Origin of the sequence: Rhodobacter capsulatus, assembly GCF_052363185.1 — a bacterium.
Lineage (GTDB): Bacteria > Pseudomonadota > Alphaproteobacteria > Rhodobacterales > Rhodobacteraceae > Rhodobacter > Rhodobacter capsulatus_E.
This window is the reverse complement of sequence record NZ_CP198955.1, coordinates 3,071,665-3,091,344: the sequence shown is the minus strand read 5'-3', so window position 1 is coordinate 3,091,344 and position 19,680 is coordinate 3,071,665. Positions and strand designations below refer to the sequence as shown.

Genomic DNA, 19,680 nt, shown 5'->3' with positions numbered 1-19,680 from the left:
CGCAGGCGTCCGGCCGGAATGTGCGGGGTGGAAACCACCCCCGGTCGGGGCCACGGTCGCAGCGGCACGGGGTCTTGCCCGCCGCGGCCCGCGCCGACCATCGGGGCCCCGTCGGGGAAGGTCAACCCGTTCCTGTCGCGTCGTTTTCGGTGCCGGGCCGCCGAGGGGCCGGGCGCGCGCCGGGATCGCCTGTTTTTGCGTCACTGCCCGCATCCTTGGCAGTTGCATCGGGCCGGGTCGATTTTCGGCCGCGAAGGCGGGTTGAGGCTTGCAAGATAATTGCAGCCCGACCCTATATGACAGAAAGCTGACAATGATTCGCCGGAGATCCCCCCTGACCGCGCCAGATGCTCCTCGATTGCCGCTGCGCGAACGCCTGGCCCAGGCGGCCGAGACCGGCTCGCCTTCAATGCGGGCGATTGCGCATGTGATGCTGGCGCAGTTCCACGACCTGCCCTTCGAAACGGCGGCGACGCTGGCGGCGAAAGTGCAGGTCAGCGAAGTCAGCATCGGCCGGTTCTGCCGCGCCATCGGCTATGCGAATTTCAAGGAGCTGAAGGACCAGCTGAAGGACGACATCGGCGATCAGCCCTGGCTGATCAAGGACCGGCTGGAGGCGCTGCGCCGGGCCTCGGACCAGCGCGACGCCCGGCTGTCGCAGGGGTTGCAGGCGGAAATGGCGGCGCTGGTGGGGGTTTATGAGCTGGCGCGCACGCCCGAATGGCAGCAGGTCGCGGCCCGGTTCGCCCGCGCGCGCCGGGTGCTGGTGGCCGGGTTTCAGACCGAACGCGGTCTGGCGCAGTATTTCGCCGCCCAGCTGCAATATGTGCGCCCCGGGGTGCAGAGCGTCGATCTTTCGGCCGGGAATTTTGCCGAAGTGCTGGCCGAGCCCGCCGCGCCCGACGACACCTGTCTGGCCATCTTCGAGGCGCGTCGCTACGCCCGTCAGGCGCTGGTTCTGGCGCGCGAGGCGCAGGCGCGCGGCATTGCGGTGACGCTGTTCACCGACCGCTATTGCAGCTGGGGCGCCGATCACGCCGCCGAGGTGTTCAGCGTGGCGACCGAGGTGAACCAGTTCTGGGATTCGACGGCGCATCTGGCGCTTTTGGGTAACCTCTTGATCAACGACATCTTTCTGGCGCTGGGCGAGGGCGCCGAGACCCGGCTGAACGAAATCGCGCGGCTTTACGGCGCGTTCAGCGGCCATGTCGGCAATCCGCTGACACCGGTCGCGCAATAACCACCACCAACAGGGGAAGACACATGACACTGCGTTCGAAACTACTGGCCTGCACCCTTGCCCTTGTGGCGATGACCGGGGCGGCCCAGGCCGAGAAACTGCGTTTGGGCACCGAGGGCGCCTATCCGCCCTTCAACTTCGTGCAGCCCGACGGCACGATTGCGGGCTTCGATCTCGATATCGGGCTGGAGCTGTGCAAGCGCATCGGCGCCGACTGCGAGGTGGTGGCGCAGGATTGGGACGGCATCATCCCCGGCCTGATCGCGCAGAAATACGATTTCATCATCGCCTCGATGTTCATCACCGAGGAACGCAAGCAGCAGGTCTCCTTCACCGACCCCTATTACATGGCGGCGATGACCCATGTCGTTCCGAAAGATTCGGAAATTACCGAATTTTCGAACGAGACCCTGTCGGGCAAGGTCGTGGGCGCGCAATCGGGCACGACGCAGGCGGATTATGCGGTGAAGATGTATCCGGATGCCGATGTGCGGCTTTACCCGACGCAGGACGAGGCAAGCCTCGACATGGCCTCGGGGCGGCTTGACGTGATGGTGGGCGACATGCTGCCGCTGCTTGATTTCGTCGAAAAGACCGAAGATGGCAAATGCTGCAAGCTGGCCGGAGAGCCGATCACCGATCCGGCTTTTGTCGGCGAGGGCGTGGGCATCGCCGTGCGGCAGGCGGACAATGATCTGCGCGAGCGGCTGAACAAGGCCCTGGCCGAGATCCGCGCCGACGGCACCTACAAGAAAATCAACGACAAATACTTCTCGATCGACATCTATTCGATGAAGTGATCGCGGCCCCGGCCGAGGCGGCAGATGATGGAAACGCTGTTCTCATATGGCCCCCTGGGCTGGGGCGACGAACTCCTTGCGGGGGTGGGCGTGACGCTGCAACTGGCGGCGGCCACCCTTCCGCTGGGGCTCTTGCTGGGCTTTTTCGTGGCGGCGCTTTCGCTCTCGCGCCGCCCCGTGCTGCGGGCGATGGGCTGGGGCTATACCACGGTGATGCGCGGGATGCCGGAAATCCTGACGCTCTTCATCGTTTACAACGGGCTGGGTCTGGGGCTGAACCGGCTCCTGGACGCGTTCGCGCCGCAGCTTGGCGCGGTCGATTTCCCGCCCTTCGCGGCGGGCGTCATCGCGCTCGCCCTTGTCTTTGCGGCCTTCGCCGCCGAGGTGCTGCGTGGCGCCTTTCAATCCGTGCCCGAGGGGCAGGTGCTGGCGGGCCTGGCCATCGGCATGACGGGGCGACAGGTTTTCTGGCGCATCAAGCTGCCGCAATTGTGGCGGTTTGCGCTGCCGGGCATGGGCAATCTCTGGCTCAACCTGTTGAAAGATACGGCACTTGTCTCGGTCATCGCGCTCGATGATCTGATGCGGGCCACCAAGGTCGCGGTCGGCGTGACGAAACAGCCCTTCACCTTTTATCTGGCCGCCTGCCTGATCTACTGGGCGCTGTGCCTTGGCTCGGAACTGGTGCTGGCGCGGCTTGAGGCGCGGGCAAACCGCGGCCTGCGGAGGGTCTGAGATGAGCCTGATCGAAAGCCTCTCCGCCAATCTGCCGAAACTGCTGGACGGCATGGAAACGACGCTTTTGCTGACCGGCCTTGGCGCCGCGCTGGCCGCCGTCTTTTCGCCCGGCCTCGCGCTGATCCGTCTGGGCGGCCCCACCCCGGCCAAGGCGCTGTTGCGGGTCTACATCTCCTTCATGCGCGGCACGCCCTTGCTGGCCCAGCTGTTTCTGGTCTTCTATGGCTCGGGGCAGTTCCGCGCCGAGCTGACCACGCTGGGCCTGTGGTCGTTCTTCCGCGATCCGTTCAACTGCGCGGTGCTGGTCTTCGTGCTGAATTCCTGCGCCTATCAGACCGAAATCCTGCGCGGCGGGTTGCAGGCCGTGCCGCCCGGCGAGATCGAGGCCGCCCGCGCCATCGGCATGACCCGGGCGCAGGTTCTGGCCCGCGTGACCTTTCCCCATGCCTATCGCATTGCCTGGCCCGCGCTTGGTAACGAGGTGATCTTGCTGATGAAAGCCTCGGCCTTGGCCTCGATCGTCACCGTCTTCGACCTGATGGGGCGGACACGGCAGATCTTTTCGCGGAATTTCGAATTTTCCGTCTATTTCGAAGCCGCGGCACTTTACCTGCTGATCACTGTCGTCTTCGTCTTCCTGTGGCGGCAGATCGAACGCCGCCTGACCCGCCCGATGCGCCGCACGCAAGGAACCTGAGCCATGCCCCCGAAAACCGCAACCGATCTGGTGCTGAGCGCGCAGGACATTCACAAGAGCTTCGGCGCGCAGGAGGTGCTGAAAGGCATCACTTTGGGCGCGCGCAACCATGACGTGATCTCGATCCTGGGCACCTCGGGCTCGGGCAAGTCGACCTTTCTGCGCTGCCTGAACTGTCTGGAAATTCCGAACAGCGGCACGGTTGCCGTGCATGGCGAGGAAATCGTCTTTCGTAACGGCCGCATCGGCGATCAGCGCCAGATCGAGCGGTTGCGCCGCCATCTGGGCATGGTGTTCCAGCAGTTCAACCTCTGGACCCATCGCACGGCGCTGGAAAACGTCATGGAAGGCCCGGTGCAGGTCAAGCGCATGGCCAAGGCGGAAGCCCGCGATCTGGCCGAAACGCTGCTGGCCCGCGTCGGTCTGGCCGACCGGATGCACCACTACCCGGCGATGCTCTCGGGCGGGCAGCAGCAGCGCGTGGCGATTGCGCGCGCGCTGGCGATGGAACCCGACGTGATCCTGTTTGACGAGCCCACCTCGGCGCTTGACCCGGAACTGGTGGGCGAGGTGCTCAAGGTGATGCAGGATCTGGCCGCCGAGGGGCGCACGATGATCGTGGTCACCCATGAAATGGCCTTTGCCCGCGACGTCTCGACCGAGGTCGTGTTCCTCAACGAAGGCCGGATCGCCGAACAGGGCCCGCCCGACCGGCTTTTCGAGCACCCCGAAACCGAGGTGTTCGCCCGTTTCATCTCCAAAACCCGCCGAGACATCGCATGACCCAAGCCTTTGCCGGGGTGACGATCGACAGCGCCGAGCTGCGCGTCGTCAACCTGCCCCTGATCACCCCTTTCACCGTGTCGAACCAGACCCTGACCGACAAGACCTTTCCGCTGCTGACGCTGCGGGCAGACGGGGTCGAGGGTTATGGCGAGGGGGTGATGGACCCCTATCCCGATTATCTGGAGGAGACCCTGCCCGGGGCGCTGGCCTTCCTGCGCGAGCTGATCCTGCCGCAGATCGTCGGCAAGCGGATCGGCAATCCGGCCGAGCTGACGGCGCTGCTCGCCCCCTGGCGCGGGCACAAGATGAGCAAGGCGCTGGTCGAACTGGCCTTCTGGGATCTGTGGACGAAGGCCTTGAACCTGCCGCTTTGCGCGGCTTTGGGCGGCGTGCGCGAGGCCGTGCCGGTGGGGGTGTCGCTCGGCATCACGCCGATCGACCGCACGCTTGCGCGCATCGCCGAGGCCGAGGCCGCGGGCTACAAGCGCATCAAGCTGAAGGTGGCGCAGGGCCATGACCTGAAGCTTCTGGAAGCGGTCCGGCGCGATTTTCCCGCCGTCAAGCTGACGGTCGATGCGAACACGGCCTATGGTCTGGCCGATCTGGCGACGCTGCGGGCGATGGACCGTTTCGATCTGGATTACATCGAGCAGCCGCTTGCCGTCGATGACATCCACGATCACGCGCTGGTGCAACGGGAAATCGCCACCGCGATCTGTCTGGATGAATCGATCCGCACGCCCGCCGATTGCCGCAAGGCGCTGGCGGCCGGGGCGGCGCGGGTGATCAACATAAAGGTCGGCCGGGTCGGCGGCTACACAGCGGCGAAGGCGATCCATGACGTGTCCGAGGCCTTCGGCGCCCCGGTCTGGTGCGGCGGCATGCTGGAAAGCGGGATCGGCCGGGCGCATAACATCCATCTGGCGACGCTGCCGAATTTCACCAAACCGGGCGACACCTCCTCGGCCAGCCGCTATTTTCACCGCGACATCATCGCCGAACCGCTCGAGGCCACGGACGGGTTGATGCCGGTTCCGGGGACCGGCGCGGGCATCGGGGTGACGCTGGATCGGCCGTTCCTGAACAGCGTCACCCGCTCGACCGAGGAGTTTCGCCCATGAGCGCGGCGGTGATCCTGCGCGAGCTTGAGGGCGTTGCGGAACTGCAGCAGGCCGAGCGCTTTCAGGTCGAGGTCTGGGGCGAGGGCGAGCGGCCCGACAACAGCGACATCATGCTGGCTTTGCAGCACGAAGGCGCGCTCGTCGCCGGGGCCTTTGCCGAGGGCGAGATGCTGGGGTTCCTGTTCGGTTTTCCCAGCGCCACGCCCGGGGTGCAGCATTCGCACCGGCTGGCGGTGTCGCAAAAGGCGCGCGGGCTGGGGCTCGGGGCGCGGCTGAAATGGTTCCAGCGCGACTGGTGTCTGGCGCGTGGCATCCGGCTGGTGCGCTGGACCTATGATCCGTTGCGCGCGATCAATGCCGGGCTGAACATCGCGGTGCTGGGGGCGACGGCGCGGGACTATCTGACCGATTATTACGGGCCGATGCCGGGGATCAATGCCGGCCTGCCCTCGGACCGGGTGATGGCGGTCTGGCAGCTCGATGCGCCGCGGGTGGTGGCGCGGGCGGCCGGTCAGCCCCTGCCGCGGCCGGTTGCGCGCCGCGAAGCCGCCATTCCCGCCGATATCGACGCGCTGCTGCAAAGCGATCCCGATCAGGCGCTGACCGAGCGGCTGCGGCTGCGCGACAGCCTGCAGGCGGCCTTCGCGGCGGGCTACGCGATCACCGGTTTCGACCGGCAGCGCCACTGCTATTGTCTCGACCGCCTCGCGCAGAGCCCCGCCGCCCCGGGCTAGAGCGACAGCGCCACGATCTGCGCCGCACTCATCGCATCGCGCTGCGTCTCGGTGAAGGCGGCCACCTGCGCCCCGGTCAGGGCCTTGATATCCGCGGTTTCCAGCGCCGCGATCTGATCGAGGGTGAAGGCCGCGATCTGCGCCGTCGTCCAGCCGCCCATCTGCGTCGGACGCAGCGCCCGCACCGCCGCCGTGGACAGAGCCGCGACCGAACCGGTGCCCAGCGCGCGGATCTGCGCCGTCGTCAGGCTGGCGACCTGCGCCGTCATCAATGCGCCCGCCTGCTCGCTGGCCAGCGCGCCGATCTGCGCCGTGCCCAGCCCGACGATCGCCGAAGCGGTGATCCGGGCGATGTCCTGCGTCTCCAGCGCCCGCACCTGCGCCGTGCTCAGCGCGGCGACCTGGCTCAGCGTCAGGCTGCCCGCCTGCGCCGTGGTCAGCGCCCGCACATCGGCCGTCGAAAGCCCGCGCAGCGCCGCGGTCGACAGCGCCGCGATGACGCCGGTGCCGATCGCCGCCACCTGCTCGGTCGAGAATGCCGCGATCTGCGCCGAGCTCAGCGCGCGGATCGCGGTCAGGGAAATCCCCCGGATCTGCTCGGTGGACAGAACCGCCGCCTGGCCGGTGGTCAGCCCGGTCATCGCCGTGGCGGTCAGCTTGTTGATCTGCGCCGCGGTGATCGCCCCGATCTGCGCCGCATCGAGGCTGGCCAGCTGCGCGGACCCGAGCCCGACGAAAGCCGAAGCCGAAATCCGTGCCAGATCCTCGGCCTCGAAGGCCGCGACCTGCGCGCTGCCCAGAGCCGCGATCTGCGCCGAGCCCAGCTGCGCCGCCTGCGCCGTGGTCAGCGCCGCGATCTGGTCGGGCGAAAGGCCGCGCAGCGCCGCCGTGCCCAGCGCCGCGACTGCGGCATTGGCCAGCGCCGCCACCTGCGCCGCATCCAGCGCCGCCAGCTGCGCCGAGCTGAAGGCGCTGGCCGCCGCGGCCGCGATGGCGCGGATCTGCGCCGTCGAAAGCGCCGCGATCTGTTCCGCGCGCAGCCCCGCAATCGCCGTCGAAGACAGCCGCGCCATCTGCGTCTCGGTCAGCGCGGCCACCTGCGCGGTGCCCAGACCGGCCATCTGCGCCGAGCCGATCCCGGCCATCGCCGCCGCCGCCAGCTGCGCCATGTCCTCGACCTCAATCGCGGCGATCTGCGCGGTCGTCAGGGCCCGGATCTGCGCCGAGCCGAGCCGGGCGATCTGCGCCCCGGTCAGCGCGGCCACAGCGGCGGTTTCCAGACCGCGCAGCGCCGCCGTGCTCAGGGCCGGGATCGCCGCGCTGCTGATCGCCGCGATCTGCGCCGTGCCGAAAGCGGCCAGCTGCGCCGATCCAAGGGCACCCATCGCCGCGGTTGAAAGCGCCGCGACCTGATCGGTGCCCAGCGCCGCGATCTGCCGCGTCGCAAGGCCCGAAATCGCCGCACGCGACAGCCGCGCGATCTGCGCCGTGCCCAGCGCGGCGATCTGCGCCGTGCCCAGCCCGGCCATCTGCGCGGCGCCAAGCCCGGCCATGGCCGCGGCCGAAATCTGCGCGATGTCAACCAGCTCAAAGGCGGCCAGCTGCGCCGTGCCCAGCGCGGCCAGCTGTGTCGAACTCAGCCGCGCCACCTGCTCGGGGGTCAGCGCGACGATATCCTCGGTCGCGAGCCCCTTCAGCGCCGCCGTGCCCAGCGCGCCGATGGCCCCGCTGCTCAGCCCTGCCACCTGATCGCTTGTGAGCGCCGCAACCTGCGCCGAGCCCAGCGCCGCCAGCGACGAGGCAACGATCTGCGCCAGATCCTCGATCTCGAAAGCGGCGACCTGGGCCGTGCTCAGCGCGCCGATCTGTGCCGAACTCAGCCGGGCGGCCTGCGCCGTGGTCAGCGCCACGATATCCTCGGTGGCAAGGCCGCGCAGCGCCGCCGTGCCCAAAGCGGCCACCGCCGCCGTGCCCAAAGCCGCGATCTGCGTCGTCGACAGCGCCGCGATCTGCGCCGAGCCAAGCCCCCGCGCCGCCGCGCCGGAAATCGCCCGCATCTGTTCGGTCGCCAGCGCCGCCATCTGCCCGGTCGAAAAGGCGGCAATGGCCGCGGTCGACATCTGCGCGATCCGCGTGGCCCCCAGCGCCACGATCTGCGCCGTGCCAAGGCCCTGCACCTGCGTCGCGCTGATCCCGGCCACCGCCGCGCTGGAGAGGCGGCCGAAATCCTCGATCTCGAAGGCGGCAAGCTGCGTCGCGCTCAGCGCCGCCAGCTGTTTCGAGCCCAGCGCCGCCACCGCCGCATGGCTCAGCGCCCCCATGTCTTCCGTTCCAAGACCCGCCAGCGCCGCCGTGCCCAGGGCCGCGATCGTCGCCGCGCCCAGCGCCGCGATCTGGTCGGTGTCGAATGCCGCCAGCTGCGCCGCATTCAGCACGCGCGCCGCCGTCGCCGAAAGCGCCGCGACCTGCTCGGTCGAAAGCGCGGCAAGCTGGCCGCTGCTCAGCCCGAGGATCGCCGAGGTGGACAGTTTCGCCACCTGCGCCGCCGTCAGCGCTGCGATCTGAGCGGTGCTCAACCCCTTGATCTGGCTGGACCCCAACCCCTGCAGCGCGGCGGTGGACAGCTGCGCCAGATCCTCGGTTTCCAGCGCGCCGATCTGTGCCGTGCCCAGTGCGGCAAGCTGTGTCGAGCCCAGCGCCGCGACCGCCTCGGCGCTCAGCGCGGCGATGGCGGCGGTCGACAGCCCGGCCAGCGCCGCGGTGGCAAGACCCGCCACCGCCGCCGTGGCAAGGGCGGCGATCTGCGCCGTCGACAGCGCGGCCATCTGCGCCGAACCAAGGCCGCGCGCGCCCGCGGAGGAAAGCGCGCCCAGCTGGTCGTCGGAGAGGCTGGCGACTTGCGCCGTCGTCAGGCCAAACAGCGCGGCGCTGGACAGGGCGGCGGCCTGATCGCCGGACAGGGCGGCCAGTTGCGCCGCCGACAGCGCCCGCGCCTGCGCCGAGCCAAGGCCGCGCAGCGCCGTGGCGGTGATCTGGGCCAGATCGGCGGTCTCGAACGCCGCGATCTGCTGCGTGGAGAGGGCCGCGATCTGGCGCGAGATGAGGGCCGCCGCCGCCTCGCCGCTCAGCGCGACGATGTCGGCTGTGGAAAGCCCGGCCAGCGCGGCGGTGCTCAGCACCGAAATCGCCGCCGTGCCCAGCGCCGCGATCTGCCCCGTGCCCAGCGCCGCGATCTGTGCCGAGCCGAGGCCCGCCGCCCCGGTTGACAGCGCGGCAAGCTGGTCTTCCGAAAGCGCGGCCACCTGCGCCGTGCCGAGCCCCGCCAGCGCGGCGCTGGACAGGCTGGCCGCCTGCTCGGTGCCCAGCGCCGCCATTTGCGCAAGGCTCAGCCCCCGGACCTGCGCCGAGCCAAGCCCGGGGATCGCCGCGGTCGACAGCCGCGCGAGATCATCGGGGTCCAGCGCCGCGATCTGCACTGACCCCAGCGCCGCCACCTGCGTCTGCGTCAGTGCCGCGGCCTGATCGCCGGTCAGCGCCGTCATCGCCGCCGTGCCGAAGCCCTTCAGCGCCGCCGTGCCCAGCGCCGCCAGCGCCTCGGTGCGGAAGGCCGCGATCTGCTCGGGCGCCAGCGCCGCGATCTGCGCCGAACTCAGCGCTCCGGCGGCCGGGCCCGACAGGGCGGCGATCTGCGCCGCGGTCAGCCCCGCGATCTGCCCCGTGCTCAGCCCGGCGATGGCGGTGCTTGACAGGCTGGCGATCAGATCCGTGCCCAGAACACCGATCTGCGCCCCGCTGAGGCTGCGGATCTGCGCCGAGCCAAGGCCCGCCAGCGCCGCGGTCGAAAGCCGGGTCAGATCCTCGACCTCGATCGCCTGCAATTGCGCGGTGCTGAGCGCGGCCACCTGTTTCGAGCCGAAGGCGGCCACCTGATCGCCGGTCAGCGCGACGATATCCGCGGTCGAGAGCCCCTTCAGCGCCGCCGTGCCCAGCGCCGCCAGCGTGGCCGTGGCCAAAGCCGCGATCTGCGCCGTGTCCAGCGCCGCGATCTGGGCCGATCCCAGCCCCGCCACCGCCATGCTGGTCAGCGCGGCGATCTGATCGGTGCCGAGCGCCGCCAGCTGCGCCGTGCCCAGCGCCGTCACCGCCTCGGAACTCAGCGCGGCGATCTGATCGGCGCGCAACGCCGCCATCTGCAGCGTCGACAGCCCCCGGATCTGGGTCGATCCGACCCCGGCCAGCGCCTCTGCGCCCAGCCGCAGCAGATCGCGGGTCTCGAAGGCGCCGACCTGCGTGCTCGACAGTGCCGCCAGCTGCCCCGAGCCCAGCGCCGCCGCCTGCGCCGTGGTCAGCGCCACGATATCGTCGGTGGCGAGGCCCTTGATCGCGGCCGAACTCAGCCCGCTCAGGCTGCCGCTGGCCAGTGCCGCCACCTGCGCCGTCGAAAGCGCCGCCACCTGGGCGGAGGACATGCCGCGCAGCGCGCTGCTGGAAAGCGCGTTGATCTGCGCCGTGTCGAAACTGCCGATCTGGGTGGCGCCGAGCCCCGGAATCGCGGTGCTGGTCAGCCCGGCAACCTGCCGCGTCGACAGTATCGCGATCTGCGCCGTGCCCAGCCCGGCGATCGCCGAAGACCCCAGCCCCGCCAGCGCCGCCGAACCGATCTGCGCCAGATCGGCGGTCTCAAAGGCGGCCAGTTGCGTGCTGGACAGCGCCCCGATCTGCCCCGAGCCCAGCCGCGCGGCCTGCGCCGTGCTCAGCGCCACGATGTCATCGGTGCCAAGACCCTTGATCGCGGCCGTGCCCAGCGCCGCAAAACTGGCCGAGCCCAGCGCCGCGATCTGCGCGGTCGTGAGCGCCTCCAGCTGCGCCGAGCCGAGCCCGGCGGCCGCGGCGCTGGAGAGCGCGGCGATCTGGGCCGTGCTCAGCCGGGCGATCTGGGCCGTGCTCAGCCCCGACACCGCGGCGCTGCCCAGCCCTGCGACTTGCGCCGTTGAGAGCGCCGCAAGCTGCGCCGTGCCCAGCGCCCGCGCCTGCGCCGAGGTCAGCCCCGCCAGCGCCGCCGCGCTCAGCCGTGCGAGATCCTCGGTTTCGAAGGCGGCGATCTGTGCCGTCGACAGCGCCGCGATCTGCGCCGATTTCAGCGCCGCCGCCTGGGCCGTGCCCAGCGCCACGATGTCCTCGTTTGACAGCCCGCGCAGCCCCGCCGTCGACAGCCCCGCAACCGCCGCCGTGGCCAGAGCCGCGATCTGCTCGGTTTCAAGCGCGGCGATCTGCGCCGAGCCGAGCCCCACAGCCGCCGCGCCGGTGATCGCCGCGATCTGGCCCGTGGTCAGGCCCGCGATCTGTGTCGTGCCGAAGCCGGGCAGCGCCGCGCTGCCAAGCCCCGCGATGATCTGCGTGCCCATCGCCGCCAGATGCGCCGCATCAAGCGCCGCGATCTGCGCCGAGCCAAGCCCCGCCGCCGCCGCGCCCGTCAGATGGGCGAAATCCGTGCTCTCCAGCGCCGCGATCTGCTCGGTGGAGAGGGCGGCCACCTGAAGATCGGTCAGCGCCGCCACCTGCGCCGTGCCCAGCGCCACCATGTCTTCCGTCGTCAGCCCTTTCAGCGCCGCCGTGTCCAGCCCGGCAATGGCCTCGGTGGAGAGCGCGGCGATCTGCAGGCTGGACAGCGCCTCGATCTGCGCCGAATTCAGCGCCTCGGCGGCCGCGCCGGTCAGGGCGGCGATCTGCCCCGCCTGCAGCGCCGCGATCTGGCTGCTCGTCAGGGCGGTGATCTGCGCCGCGGTCAGGGCGCCGATTTCCAGCGTGCTGAGGCTGGCCATGTCTTCGGTCGTCAGCGCCTTCAGCGCGGCGGTGCCGATGGCCGCGAAAGCCGCGGCGGAAAAGGCCGCCAGCTGGTCGGTGGAGAGCGCGGCAAGCTGAGCCGAACTCAGCGCGGCGGCGGCGCGGCTCGACATCGCGCGGATCTGCGCGGTGGACAGCGCGCCGATCTGGTCGGTGCCCATCCCCTGGATCAGCGCGCCGGGCAGCCCCGCCATCTGTTCGGTCGCAAGGGCCGCGATCTGGTCGCTCGACAGGCTGCGGATCTGCGCCGAACCAAGCCCGGCCAGGGCCGCGGTGGTCAGATGCGCGACATCGGCGGTCTCAAAGGCGGCGATCTGGTCGGTGGACAGCGCCGCGATCTGGGCAGAGGTCAGCGCCGCGACCGCATCGGCGCCCAGCGCCACCACATCTTCCGTGGCAAGGCCCTTCAGCGCCGCCGTGCCCAGCGCGGCGATGGCGGCCTCGCTCAGCGCGGCGATCTGCGCGCTGCCAAAGGCGGCCAGCTGCGCCGAGCCAAGGGCGGTTGCGGCGGTGGCGGTCAGGGCATGGACCTGATCGACGGTCAGCGCCGCGATCTGATCGCCCGACAGCGCCCGGATCTGCGCCGAGGTGAACCCCGCCACCGCATCGGGGCCAAGCATCGCCAGATCGGCGGTTTCAAAGGCGCGGATCTGCGCCGTCGAGAGGGCGGCCAGCTGCGCCGAGGTGAAGGCGGCGGCCTGTTCGGTGGTCAGCGCGGCGATCGCCTCGGGGGAAAAGCCGCGCAGGGCGACGGTGTTCAGCGCGGCAATCTGCGGAAACAGCAGCGCGGCGATCTGGTCGGTGGTGAACATCTGCAGCTGCAGCGGCGTCAGCCCCGCCACGAAGCTTGTCGAAAAGGCCTGGATCTGCCCGCTGCCCAGCGCCTGCATCTGGTCGCTGCCGATGCCGACGATGTCGCCCGTGGTCAGCCCGGCGATGACCGATGTGGACAGCGCGGCGATTTCCGCCGTCGTCATCATGCTCAGAAGGGACATTCTGCCACCTACCCCATGGGGCCCGCCGGGCCCGGATCGCGTTCCGGCCCGCCATCCTGGCCAGCCGCGCGCCGATCTTCGGGCAGCAGCGTAAAGGAAACCCTAAGCCCGATGCGCCCGCGGCATTTTTCCGTTCCGCCTCTGCCCGCCCGGGGCTGTCCTTGCCGGTGTCATCGGGCCGGAACTATGCTAGGCTGGCGCGACCGGTCCGAGCTCGGAAGCGCAGATGGCCAGAGGCAGACTGACACCCAGCCCGTTTTTCTTCGCGCTCGGCTACGGGGTGTTCGGCGCCGCCTATATCCTTTTCAGCGACAGCCTGATGGCCGGGCTGGCAGGCGATTATGCGCAGTATCAGCGGCTGCAGACGGCCAAGGGCTGGGGCTTCATCCTGTTGACCGCGATCGGGCTTTGGCTGCTGCTGCGCCGGGCCTGGGCGCGGCTCTCGCAGACGGCCGAGGTGGCGATCCAGGCGGAGGACCGGCTGCGTCTGGCGCTGACCGCCGCCGGGGGGCTGATCTGGCAGGCCCGTCCCGCGCCGGGCGGGGGCGGGGTGCAATGGCGGGTCTCGGGCGGGCTGGCCCGGCAGCTCGGTCTGCCCGAGTCGCTCTGGATCGACCTTGCCGGGCTGGCGGCGCATCTGCATCCGGCGGACCGGGCCGGGTTCCTGCGCGCTTTCGGCCCCCCGGGCGCCGAGGCGCCGGCGGTGGCCGAAAGCCTGTTGCGCTTTCGCACCCCCGAGGGTGGCCTGCGCTGGATCAAGCTGGTGCCCGACAGCCGCGGCGGCACGGGCACGGCCGAGGATCCGCGTCTCGGGGTGGCTTTCGATCTGACCCGGCAACAGGAAATCGCCCAGGATCTGGCCGAGGTGATCTTCGGCGCCGGGCTGGGGACATGGCGGCTCGATGTCGCCACCGGCGAGAACCGGATCAACGACCGCTATGCCGAGATGCTGGGCCATGCCCGCGCCGATCTGGAACCGATGACCGAGGCGCGGTTCTACGACCTTGTCCATCCCGAGGATGCGGCCGCCCTGCGCGCCAGCCAGCTGTTGCGGGCGCAGACCGGGGATTATGTCTATTCCGACGAGATCCGCATGCGCCACAAGGACGGCCATTGGGTCTGGGTGCTCAGCCGCTGCCGCCCGGTGGATTTCGACGCGCAGGGCCGTCCAAGCGTGCTGTCGGGGGTGCATGTCGACATTTCCGATCGCAAGGCGCTGGCGGAAAAGCTGCAGCTGGAAAGCGATTTCCTGAAGCGGCTGGTCGAGACCAGCGTTTCGGGGATCGTGGCGCTGACCGAGGACGGGCGGTTCTGTTTTGCCAACAGGGAGGCGGCGACGATCCTTGGGCTGACGCCGGAGGCGCTGATCGGGCTGTCGATGGAAAACGACTACTGGCGGGTGTGCGACCTGAACGGCAGGCCGTTGGCGCGGGCCGATTATCCCGCCTCGCAGGTGCTGGCCACGAACGCCACCCAGCGCGACCGCCGGGTGTCGATCCGGCGGCATGATGGCCAGACCCGGTCGCTCTCGATCACCGCCGCGCCGATGCGGATGCCCGACGGCAGGATGCAGGTCGTGGCCACCATCACCGACATCACCGCCCAGCTGAGCGCCGAAGCGCTGCTGCGCGATGCCGCGGCCGATGCCACGAATGCCGCGCTGCATGATCCGATGACCGGGCTGCCGAACCGGCAGCTTGGCGAGGATTATCTGGCCGCCGCCCTCGCCAGCGCCCGGCAGGGGGGCGGGGGGCCTTTGCATGTCTTCCTTGATCTGGACAATTTCAAGCAGGTGAACGACCGCTTCGGCCATCATGCGGGCGATCGGCTGATCCGCGAGGTGGCCGGGCGGCTTGAGGCGCTTCGGCAGGGGGCGGAGGTTCTGGCGCGGGTGGCGGGCGATGAATTCATCTTCCTGCACCCGTTCACCCCGGGCGACGACACCGATGCGGTTCTGGCCCGGCTGTCCTCGGCCTTCGAGGCGCCCTTCGATCTGGGCGACCGGGTCGTGCATGTCACTGTCAGCATGGGGGTCAGCCTCTGGCCCGGGGATGCGGGCTCGGCCGAGGAATTGTGGCAGAATGCGGATCTGGCGATGTATGAGGCGAAGCGGCGCGGCCGCAACCAGACGGCGCGCTTTTCGCCCCGGCTGCGCCAGCGGCAGACCGAAGAGGCGCGGATCGCGCAGATCCTGCAACGCGCGCTCAAGGCCCGGGCCTTCGCCATCGTGCTGCAGCCGCTGGTGGCGCTGGACGAGGGCGACCGGATCATCGGCGCCGAGGCGCTGCTGCGCGGCACCGACCCGGAACTGCGCGAGATCGGGCCTTCGGTCTTTCTGCCGGTGGCCGAACGCGCGGGGCTGATGCGGGCGCTTGATCTGCTGGTGGTGGATCTGGTCGGCGCGGCGCGGGCGCGGCTGCGCGGGCGGGGCTGCGATCTGCGCATCTCGATCAATCTGGCCCCCGACAGCCTGCAGCAGGCGGGGTTCGGCCAGGATCTGCTGAGCCGTCTGGACCGGGCGGGCCTTGGCGCCGCGCAGGTGCGTTTCGAACTGACCGAGGGGGCGCTGGTCGATCTGAGCAGCCATGCCCGCGACACGCTCGATCTTCTGCACGGCCGCGGTTACGAGCTTTCGGCCGATGATTTCGGCACCGGCTATTCCTCGCTCAGCTATCTGCACCGGCTGCGCCTGAGCGAGATCAAGATCGACCGCAGTTTCATCCAGCGCCTTGGGCAGGCCGAAGACCCCTCGGACGAGATCGTGCGGGCGATCCTGGCGATGGGGCAGGCGCTGGGGCTGCAGGTGCTGGCCGAGGGGGATCGAGACCGCGGCGCAACGCGCCTGGCTGATCCGCAACGGCTGTCGGCTGGGGCAGGGGTTCCTGTTCGGCAAGGGGGTCGATCCCGAGGCCTTTCCGGCCGCGCCTGCGCCCCCCGCAAGGGTCGGGGCAAGGCCGTAACCCCCCCCCCCGCCGCCGCTCCTCTGCCCGGAGGGCCGATCCTAACGATTTCTTCGCACCTTCGGGGGATTATCCCGCGAAAGCGACGACGCGGCTGCGCCGGGGCCGATCCGTGCATCCGGGCGTGGGGACGGACATGAGGACGGACGGTCATGAGTGATTTGAGGGAAACCGCGCTTGATCTGGTGCGGTGCGAACAGGAGCCGATCCATGCTCCGGGGGCGATTCAATCGGCCTCGGTCCTGCTGCTCTTCGACGCGCAGACGGGTCGGCTGGCCGCCGCAAGCGACAATCTGGCGCCCTATTTCGGCGCCACCGCCGCCGATCTGCTGGGCGCCCCCCGTCGAGCGCTTCTTCGGCGCGCAAGCCGCCGCCAGCCTGCGCGCCATCGGACCCGACGACCTGCATCCGAGCGGGCGCTATCTGGACCTGTGCAATGGCAAGGACCATTGGGTGTCGCTGTTTCGCACCGACGGCCTGCTTGGCGTCGAGATCGACACCTACGAGGGGGCGGAACGCGACAGCATCGGCTTCGGCCTTGGCGTGGGCGAGGCGCTGACCGAAATTTCGACGCTGGCCGATCGCCTGCAACCGACGGCCGAGGCGGACATGCGCCGTCTGGCCGATGTCGTGACGCGGCGGTTTCGCGACCTGTCGGGCTATGACCGCGTGATGATGTATCGCTTTGACTGCGACTGGAACGGCGAGGTGATCGGCGAATTCCGTGCCGATCATCTGGGGTCGTCCTACCTTGGGCTGTGCTTTCCCTCCTCGGACATTCCGCGCCAGGCCCGGCAGCTGTTCAAGCGCAACCGGGTGCGGCCGGTGGTGGATGCGCGGGCGGCCGCGGTGCCGCTGGTGCCGCCGCTGCATCCGAAGACCGGGAAGCCTTTCGATCTGTCGGAATGTTCGGTCCGCGCCGTCTCGCCAGTGCATCTGGAATATATGGCCAACATGGGGGTTGGCGCCTCGCTGACGCTGGCGCTGATCGTGCGCGGGGCGCTTTGGGGGCTGCTGGCCTGCCATCACGCCAGCGCCCCCTATCGCCTGACGCCGGGGCGGTCCTCGGCCTGTCGGCTGTTCGCCGATTCGGTGTCGGGGACGCTGGCGCGTATCGTCGAACGCACCGAAGCCGGGAAGATCGAACAGATCCGTCAGCATTTGCGCGGCTTTCGCGCCGCGCTGCTGCAGGCGCCGAAACAGGAGGGCTTCGACAGGTTCCTCGCCCAGCAGGCGCAGACGCTGCTGACGATGATGGACTGTGACGGCATGGTCTATCGTCAGGGCGGCCGGGATTATCCCTTCGGCCGTGTGCCTGCGCCGCCGCTGCTGTCCGAGCTGCGCAAGCGGCTGTCGGCGCATCGGGCCGCGATCGGCCTTGACACGTTCTGCACCCATTACACGGCCGGGTTCTGGCCCGATCTCGCCCCCGACATCACCGCCGAGGCGGCCGGTGCGCTGCTGTTCCAGCCGCGCGGCTGCGACCTTGAACTGCTGCTGCTGCGCGGCGCGCGCCAGACCGAGCTGACCTGGGGCGGCGATCCCTACAAGCGCGTCAGCCCCGGGCCCGAGGGCGACAGGCTGCATCCGCGCCGCTCCTTTGCGCTGTGGACCGAAACCGTGCGCGACCGCGCGCTGCCCTGGCCGCGCGAGGCCGCGATGGCGGCCCGGGAACTGGCGATGGGTCTGAACGAGATCGACTGGCTGTTCGAATGGCACGAATCCGAGGCCGAACTGGCCGCCGCCCGCGCGGAAACCGAACATCATGCACTGCATGATGCGCTGACCGACCTGCCGAACCGCCGCTATTTGCAGCGCCGCCTGCAGGAGGCCGCCCGCAGCGGCGCGGCGCAGCCCTCGGCGCTGATCCATATCGACCTTGACGGGTTCAAGCAGGTGAACGACACGCTGGGCCATTCCGCGGGCGATGCGCTTCTGGTCGAGGTGGCGCGGCGGATCAAGCGGGCGCTGCGCGGCGGCGATTTTCCGGCCCGGATCGGCGGCGATGAATTCCTGATCCTGGCGGCGCCCGACACCCATCCCTGGGAGCTTGACGCGATGGGTGACCGGCTGGTGCAGGCGCTGTCGCGGCCGATCACGCTTGAGACCGGCGATTGTCAGGTCGGGGCCAGCGTCGGCATCGCGCTCAACGGCCCGGGCATCGGGGCGGACGAGCTGTTCTATCAGGCGGATCTGGCGCTTTACGAATCCAAGCGCAACGGGCGCGGCCGGGTCACCCTGTTCACCGCGGCGCTGCAGCGGCGGCAGGAGGAAAAGCAGCGTCTGGGCGAGGATATTCGCGACGGAATCCGCTCCGGCCGCTTCCAGATCTGGTATCAGCCGCAGTTTGACGCCACCAGCCTTGCGCTGTGCGGGGTGGAGGCGCTGTTGCGCTGGAACCATCCGCAGCGCGGCATCATGGCGCCGGGCGAATTTCTGACCATGGCCGAGGATCTGGACCTTGTGGCCACCCTCGATCAGATCGGGATGGAGGCGGCGCTGGCGGATCTTGCGATGCTGGAGGCGGCGGGCTGTTCCGTGCCGAAGCTCTCGCTCAACATTTCGGCGCGGCGGCTGGAAGATCCGGCCTTTCTCGAAGCGGTCCGCGCGCTGGGGGATCGGCGCAAGATCATCGCTTTCGAGCTGCTCGAATCGATCTATCTCGACGAGATCGCCCCGGGGATGGAGGCCAATCTGCGCGGCTTGCGCGACATGAACATCCGCATCGAGGTGGATGATTTCGGCACCGGGCGCACCTCGATCGTCAGTCTCGTCTCGCTGCGCCCCGACCGGCTGAAGATCGACCGACAGCTGATCGAACCCGTCGTGCGGTCGGATCTGGCGCGCCGGCTGGTGGCGTCGATCGTGGAAATCGGCGCCTCGCTTGGCATCGGGATCACCGCCGAGGGGGTCGAGACCCGGGAACATGCCGAGGTGCTGCGCGCGCTGGGCTGCACGGTGCTGCAGGGGTTCCATTTCGCCCATCCGATGCCCGCGGCCGATCTGCAGGCCTTCCTCCTAGGCCACGAGGCGCGGCGTGCGTGAGGGGGGGCGGGAACCGCGGGTCGCGGCCTGTCTGGCGGCGCTGAAGGCGGCGACCGCGGCGGCGCATGCGCAGATCGAGGCGGTCCCGGCGCTTTCGGCCCTGATGTCGGAGGGGGTCACGCTGCACGACCATGGCGCGGTGTTGCAGCGGTTCTACATCCATTTCGCGCGGTTCGAGCCGGGTCTGTTCGCCTGTCTGGGCCGGGGCCTGCCGCGGGCGGCGCTGCTGCGGCGCGAAAACACCGGCCCGCTGCGCGCTGATCTGCAGGATCTGGGTCTGCCGATCCCGCCGGTCATGGCGCAGCCGGGCCCCGAAACCCTGGCCGAGGCGGCCGGTTGGCTTTACGTCCACGAGGGCAGTTCGCTGGGCGGGCGGGTGATCTTGCGCAGCCTGCGGGCCCGGCTTGGCGCATCGCTGGGCACCGCGACCCGCTTTCACGCCCGCCATGGCAAGGCCACCGCCGCCAGCTGGCGCGAGACCGGCGGCCTGATCGCCGCCCTGCTGCCCGATGCCGAGGCGCTTGCCCTTGCGCAGGCCGGGGCCCGCCGGGCCTTTGCCGAACTGCACCGCACCATGGCCGCGGGCCCCGCCCCGGGCATGCCCGCGGACCGCGGCCTCTGCCCGTTCCGGCCCGCCCCCGCCCCGATGTGAAGAATTGGAGGAAATCACCTTTTCCCGCGGCGGGATAAAGGCGGCAGTAACCTTCTTGGGCTTAACCT

The 19,680-nt window shown here is 69.7% G+C and carries 12 protein-coding genes; 11 read left to right on the top strand and 1 reads right to left on the bottom strand.

From position 1 onward, the window contains the following. The first annotated feature begins 313 nt into the window (after positions 1-313). The 7 genes from ACTTAG_RS15115 to ACTTAG_RS15085 are packed head-to-tail and all read left to right on the top strand — an operon-like array spanning position 314 to position 6,116. Complete coding sequence (locus tag ACTTAG_RS15115; RefSeq protein WP_444463039.1) at positions 314-1,240, top strand: MurR/RpiR family transcriptional regulator; 927 nt, start codon at positions 314-316, stop codon at positions 1,238-1,240. Positions 1,241-1,263: 23 nt separating this feature from the next. Beyond that, positions 1,264-2,040, top strand: a complete 777-nt coding sequence (locus ACTTAG_RS15110) for an ABC transporter substrate-binding protein (RefSeq protein WP_444463038.1) — start codon at positions 1,264-1,266, stop codon at positions 2,038-2,040. A 24-nt stretch (positions 2,041-2,064) separates the two neighbouring features. Beyond that, the gene (locus ACTTAG_RS15105) at positions 2,065-2,775 is read left to right on the top strand and encodes an ABC transporter permease (protein WP_444463037.1); all 711 of its coding nucleotides are present in this window, start codon (positions 2,065-2,067) and stop codon (positions 2,773-2,775) included. A gap of 1 nt (position 2,776) precedes the next feature. Next, a complete protein-coding gene (locus tag ACTTAG_RS15100) occupies positions 2,777-3,475 on the top strand; it encodes an ABC transporter permease (protein WP_444463036.1) in 699 nt (232 codons plus the stop codon). 3 nt (positions 3,476-3,478) lie between these two features. Beyond that, the gene (locus ACTTAG_RS15095) at positions 3,479-4,258 is read left to right on the top strand and encodes an ABC transporter ATP-binding protein (protein ID WP_444463035.1); all 780 of its coding nucleotides are present in this window, start codon (positions 3,479-3,481) and stop codon (positions 4,256-4,258) included. Continuing rightward, on the top strand, positions 4,255-5,382 hold the full coding sequence (menC, locus tag ACTTAG_RS15090) for an o-succinylbenzoate synthase (RefSeq protein WP_444463034.1): 1,128 nt from the start codon (positions 4,255-4,257) through the stop codon (positions 5,380-5,382). The genes ACTTAG_RS15095 and menC overlap by 4 nt, the downstream gene beginning before the upstream one ends. Beyond that, the gene (locus ACTTAG_RS15085; RefSeq protein WP_444463033.1) at positions 5,379-6,116 is read left to right on the top strand and encodes a GNAT family N-acetyltransferase; all 738 of its coding nucleotides are present in this window, start codon (positions 5,379-5,381) and stop codon (positions 6,114-6,116) included. Before menC ends, ACTTAG_RS15085 begins: the two co-directional genes overlap by 4 nt. Here ACTTAG_RS15085 and ACTTAG_RS15080 read toward each other — a convergent pair. Beyond that, positions 6,113-12,955 carry a hypothetical protein gene (locus ACTTAG_RS15080; RefSeq protein WP_444463032.1) on the bottom strand — a complete coding sequence of 2,281 codons (6,843 nt, stop codon included), beginning with the start codon at positions 12,953-12,955 and terminating at the stop codon, positions 6,113-6,115. The genes ACTTAG_RS15085 and ACTTAG_RS15080 overlap by 4 nt on opposite strands. A gap of 226 nt (positions 12,956-13,181) precedes the next feature. On the opposite strand from ACTTAG_RS15080, the gene ACTTAG_RS15075 reads away from it, so the two are divergent. Genes ACTTAG_RS15075 through ACTTAG_RS15060 form a run of 4 tightly spaced genes read left to right on the top strand, consistent with a single transcriptional unit; the run spans position 13,182 to position 19,612 of the window. Then, positions 13,182-16,055, top strand: coding sequence for a putative bifunctional diguanylate cyclase/phosphodiesterase (locus ACTTAG_RS15075; RefSeq protein WP_444463031.1), 2,874 nt, complete (start codon positions 13,182-13,184; stop codon positions 16,053-16,055). A 12-nt stretch (positions 16,056-16,067) separates the two neighbouring features. After that, positions 16,068-16,580, top strand: a complete 513-nt coding sequence (locus tag ACTTAG_RS15070) for a hypothetical protein (RefSeq protein WP_444463030.1) — start codon at positions 16,068-16,070, stop codon at positions 16,578-16,580. Beyond that, the gene (locus ACTTAG_RS15065) at positions 16,525-18,960 is read left to right on the top strand and encodes a sensor domain-containing phosphodiesterase (RefSeq protein WP_444465261.1); all 2,436 of its coding nucleotides are present in this window, start codon (positions 16,525-16,527) and stop codon (positions 18,958-18,960) included. Before ACTTAG_RS15070 ends, ACTTAG_RS15065 begins: the two co-directional genes overlap by 56 nt. Beyond that, entirely contained in the window at positions 18,953-19,612 is a 660-nt protein-coding gene (locus ACTTAG_RS15060) for a biliverdin-producing heme oxygenase (RefSeq protein ID WP_444463029.1), read from the top strand. The genes ACTTAG_RS15065 and ACTTAG_RS15060 overlap by 8 nt, the downstream gene beginning before the upstream one ends. Positions 19,613-19,680: the final 68 nt, after the last annotated feature.

Excerpts from the sequence above, each read along its gene's own strand:
- ACTTAG_RS15110 (WP_444463038.1), top strand. The coding sequence starts at position 1,264 with ATGACACTGCGTTCGAAACTACTGGCCTGCACCCTTGCCCTTGTGGCG.
- ACTTAG_RS15095 (WP_444463035.1), top strand. The coding sequence starts at position 3,479 with ATGCCCCCGAAAACCGCAACCGATCTGGTGCTGAGCGCGCAGGACATT.
- ACTTAG_RS15115 (WP_444463039.1), top strand. The coding sequence starts at position 314 with ATGATTCGCCGGAGATCCCCCCTGACCGCGCCAGATGCTCCTCGATTG.
- ACTTAG_RS15100 (WP_444463036.1), top strand. The coding sequence starts at position 2,777 with ATGAGCCTGATCGAAAGCCTCTCCGCCAATCTGCCGAAACTGCTGGAC.
- ACTTAG_RS15065 (WP_444465261.1), top strand. The coding sequence starts at position 16,525 with ATGCGCCGTCTGGCCGATGTCGTGACGCGGCGGTTTCGCGACCTGTCG.
- ACTTAG_RS15085 (WP_444463033.1), top strand. The coding sequence starts at position 5,379 with ATGAGCGCGGCGGTGATCCTGCGCGAGCTTGAGGGCGTTGCGGAACTG.
- menC (WP_444463034.1), top strand. The coding sequence starts at position 4,255 with ATGACCCAAGCCTTTGCCGGGGTGACGATCGACAGCGCCGAGCTGCGC.
- ACTTAG_RS15070 (WP_444463030.1), top strand. The coding sequence starts at position 16,068 with ATGAGTGATTTGAGGGAAACCGCGCTTGATCTGGTGCGGTGCGAACAG.
- ACTTAG_RS15080 (WP_444463032.1), bottom strand. The coding sequence starts at position 12,955 with ATGTCCCTTCTGAGCATGATGACGACGGCGGAAATCGCCGCGCTGTCC.
- ACTTAG_RS15105 (WP_444463037.1), top strand. The coding sequence starts at position 2,065 with ATGATGGAAACGCTGTTCTCATATGGCCCCCTGGGCTGGGGCGACGAA.
- ACTTAG_RS15075 (WP_444463031.1), top strand. The coding sequence starts at position 13,182 with ATGGCCAGAGGCAGACTGACACCCAGCCCGTTTTTCTTCGCGCTCGGC.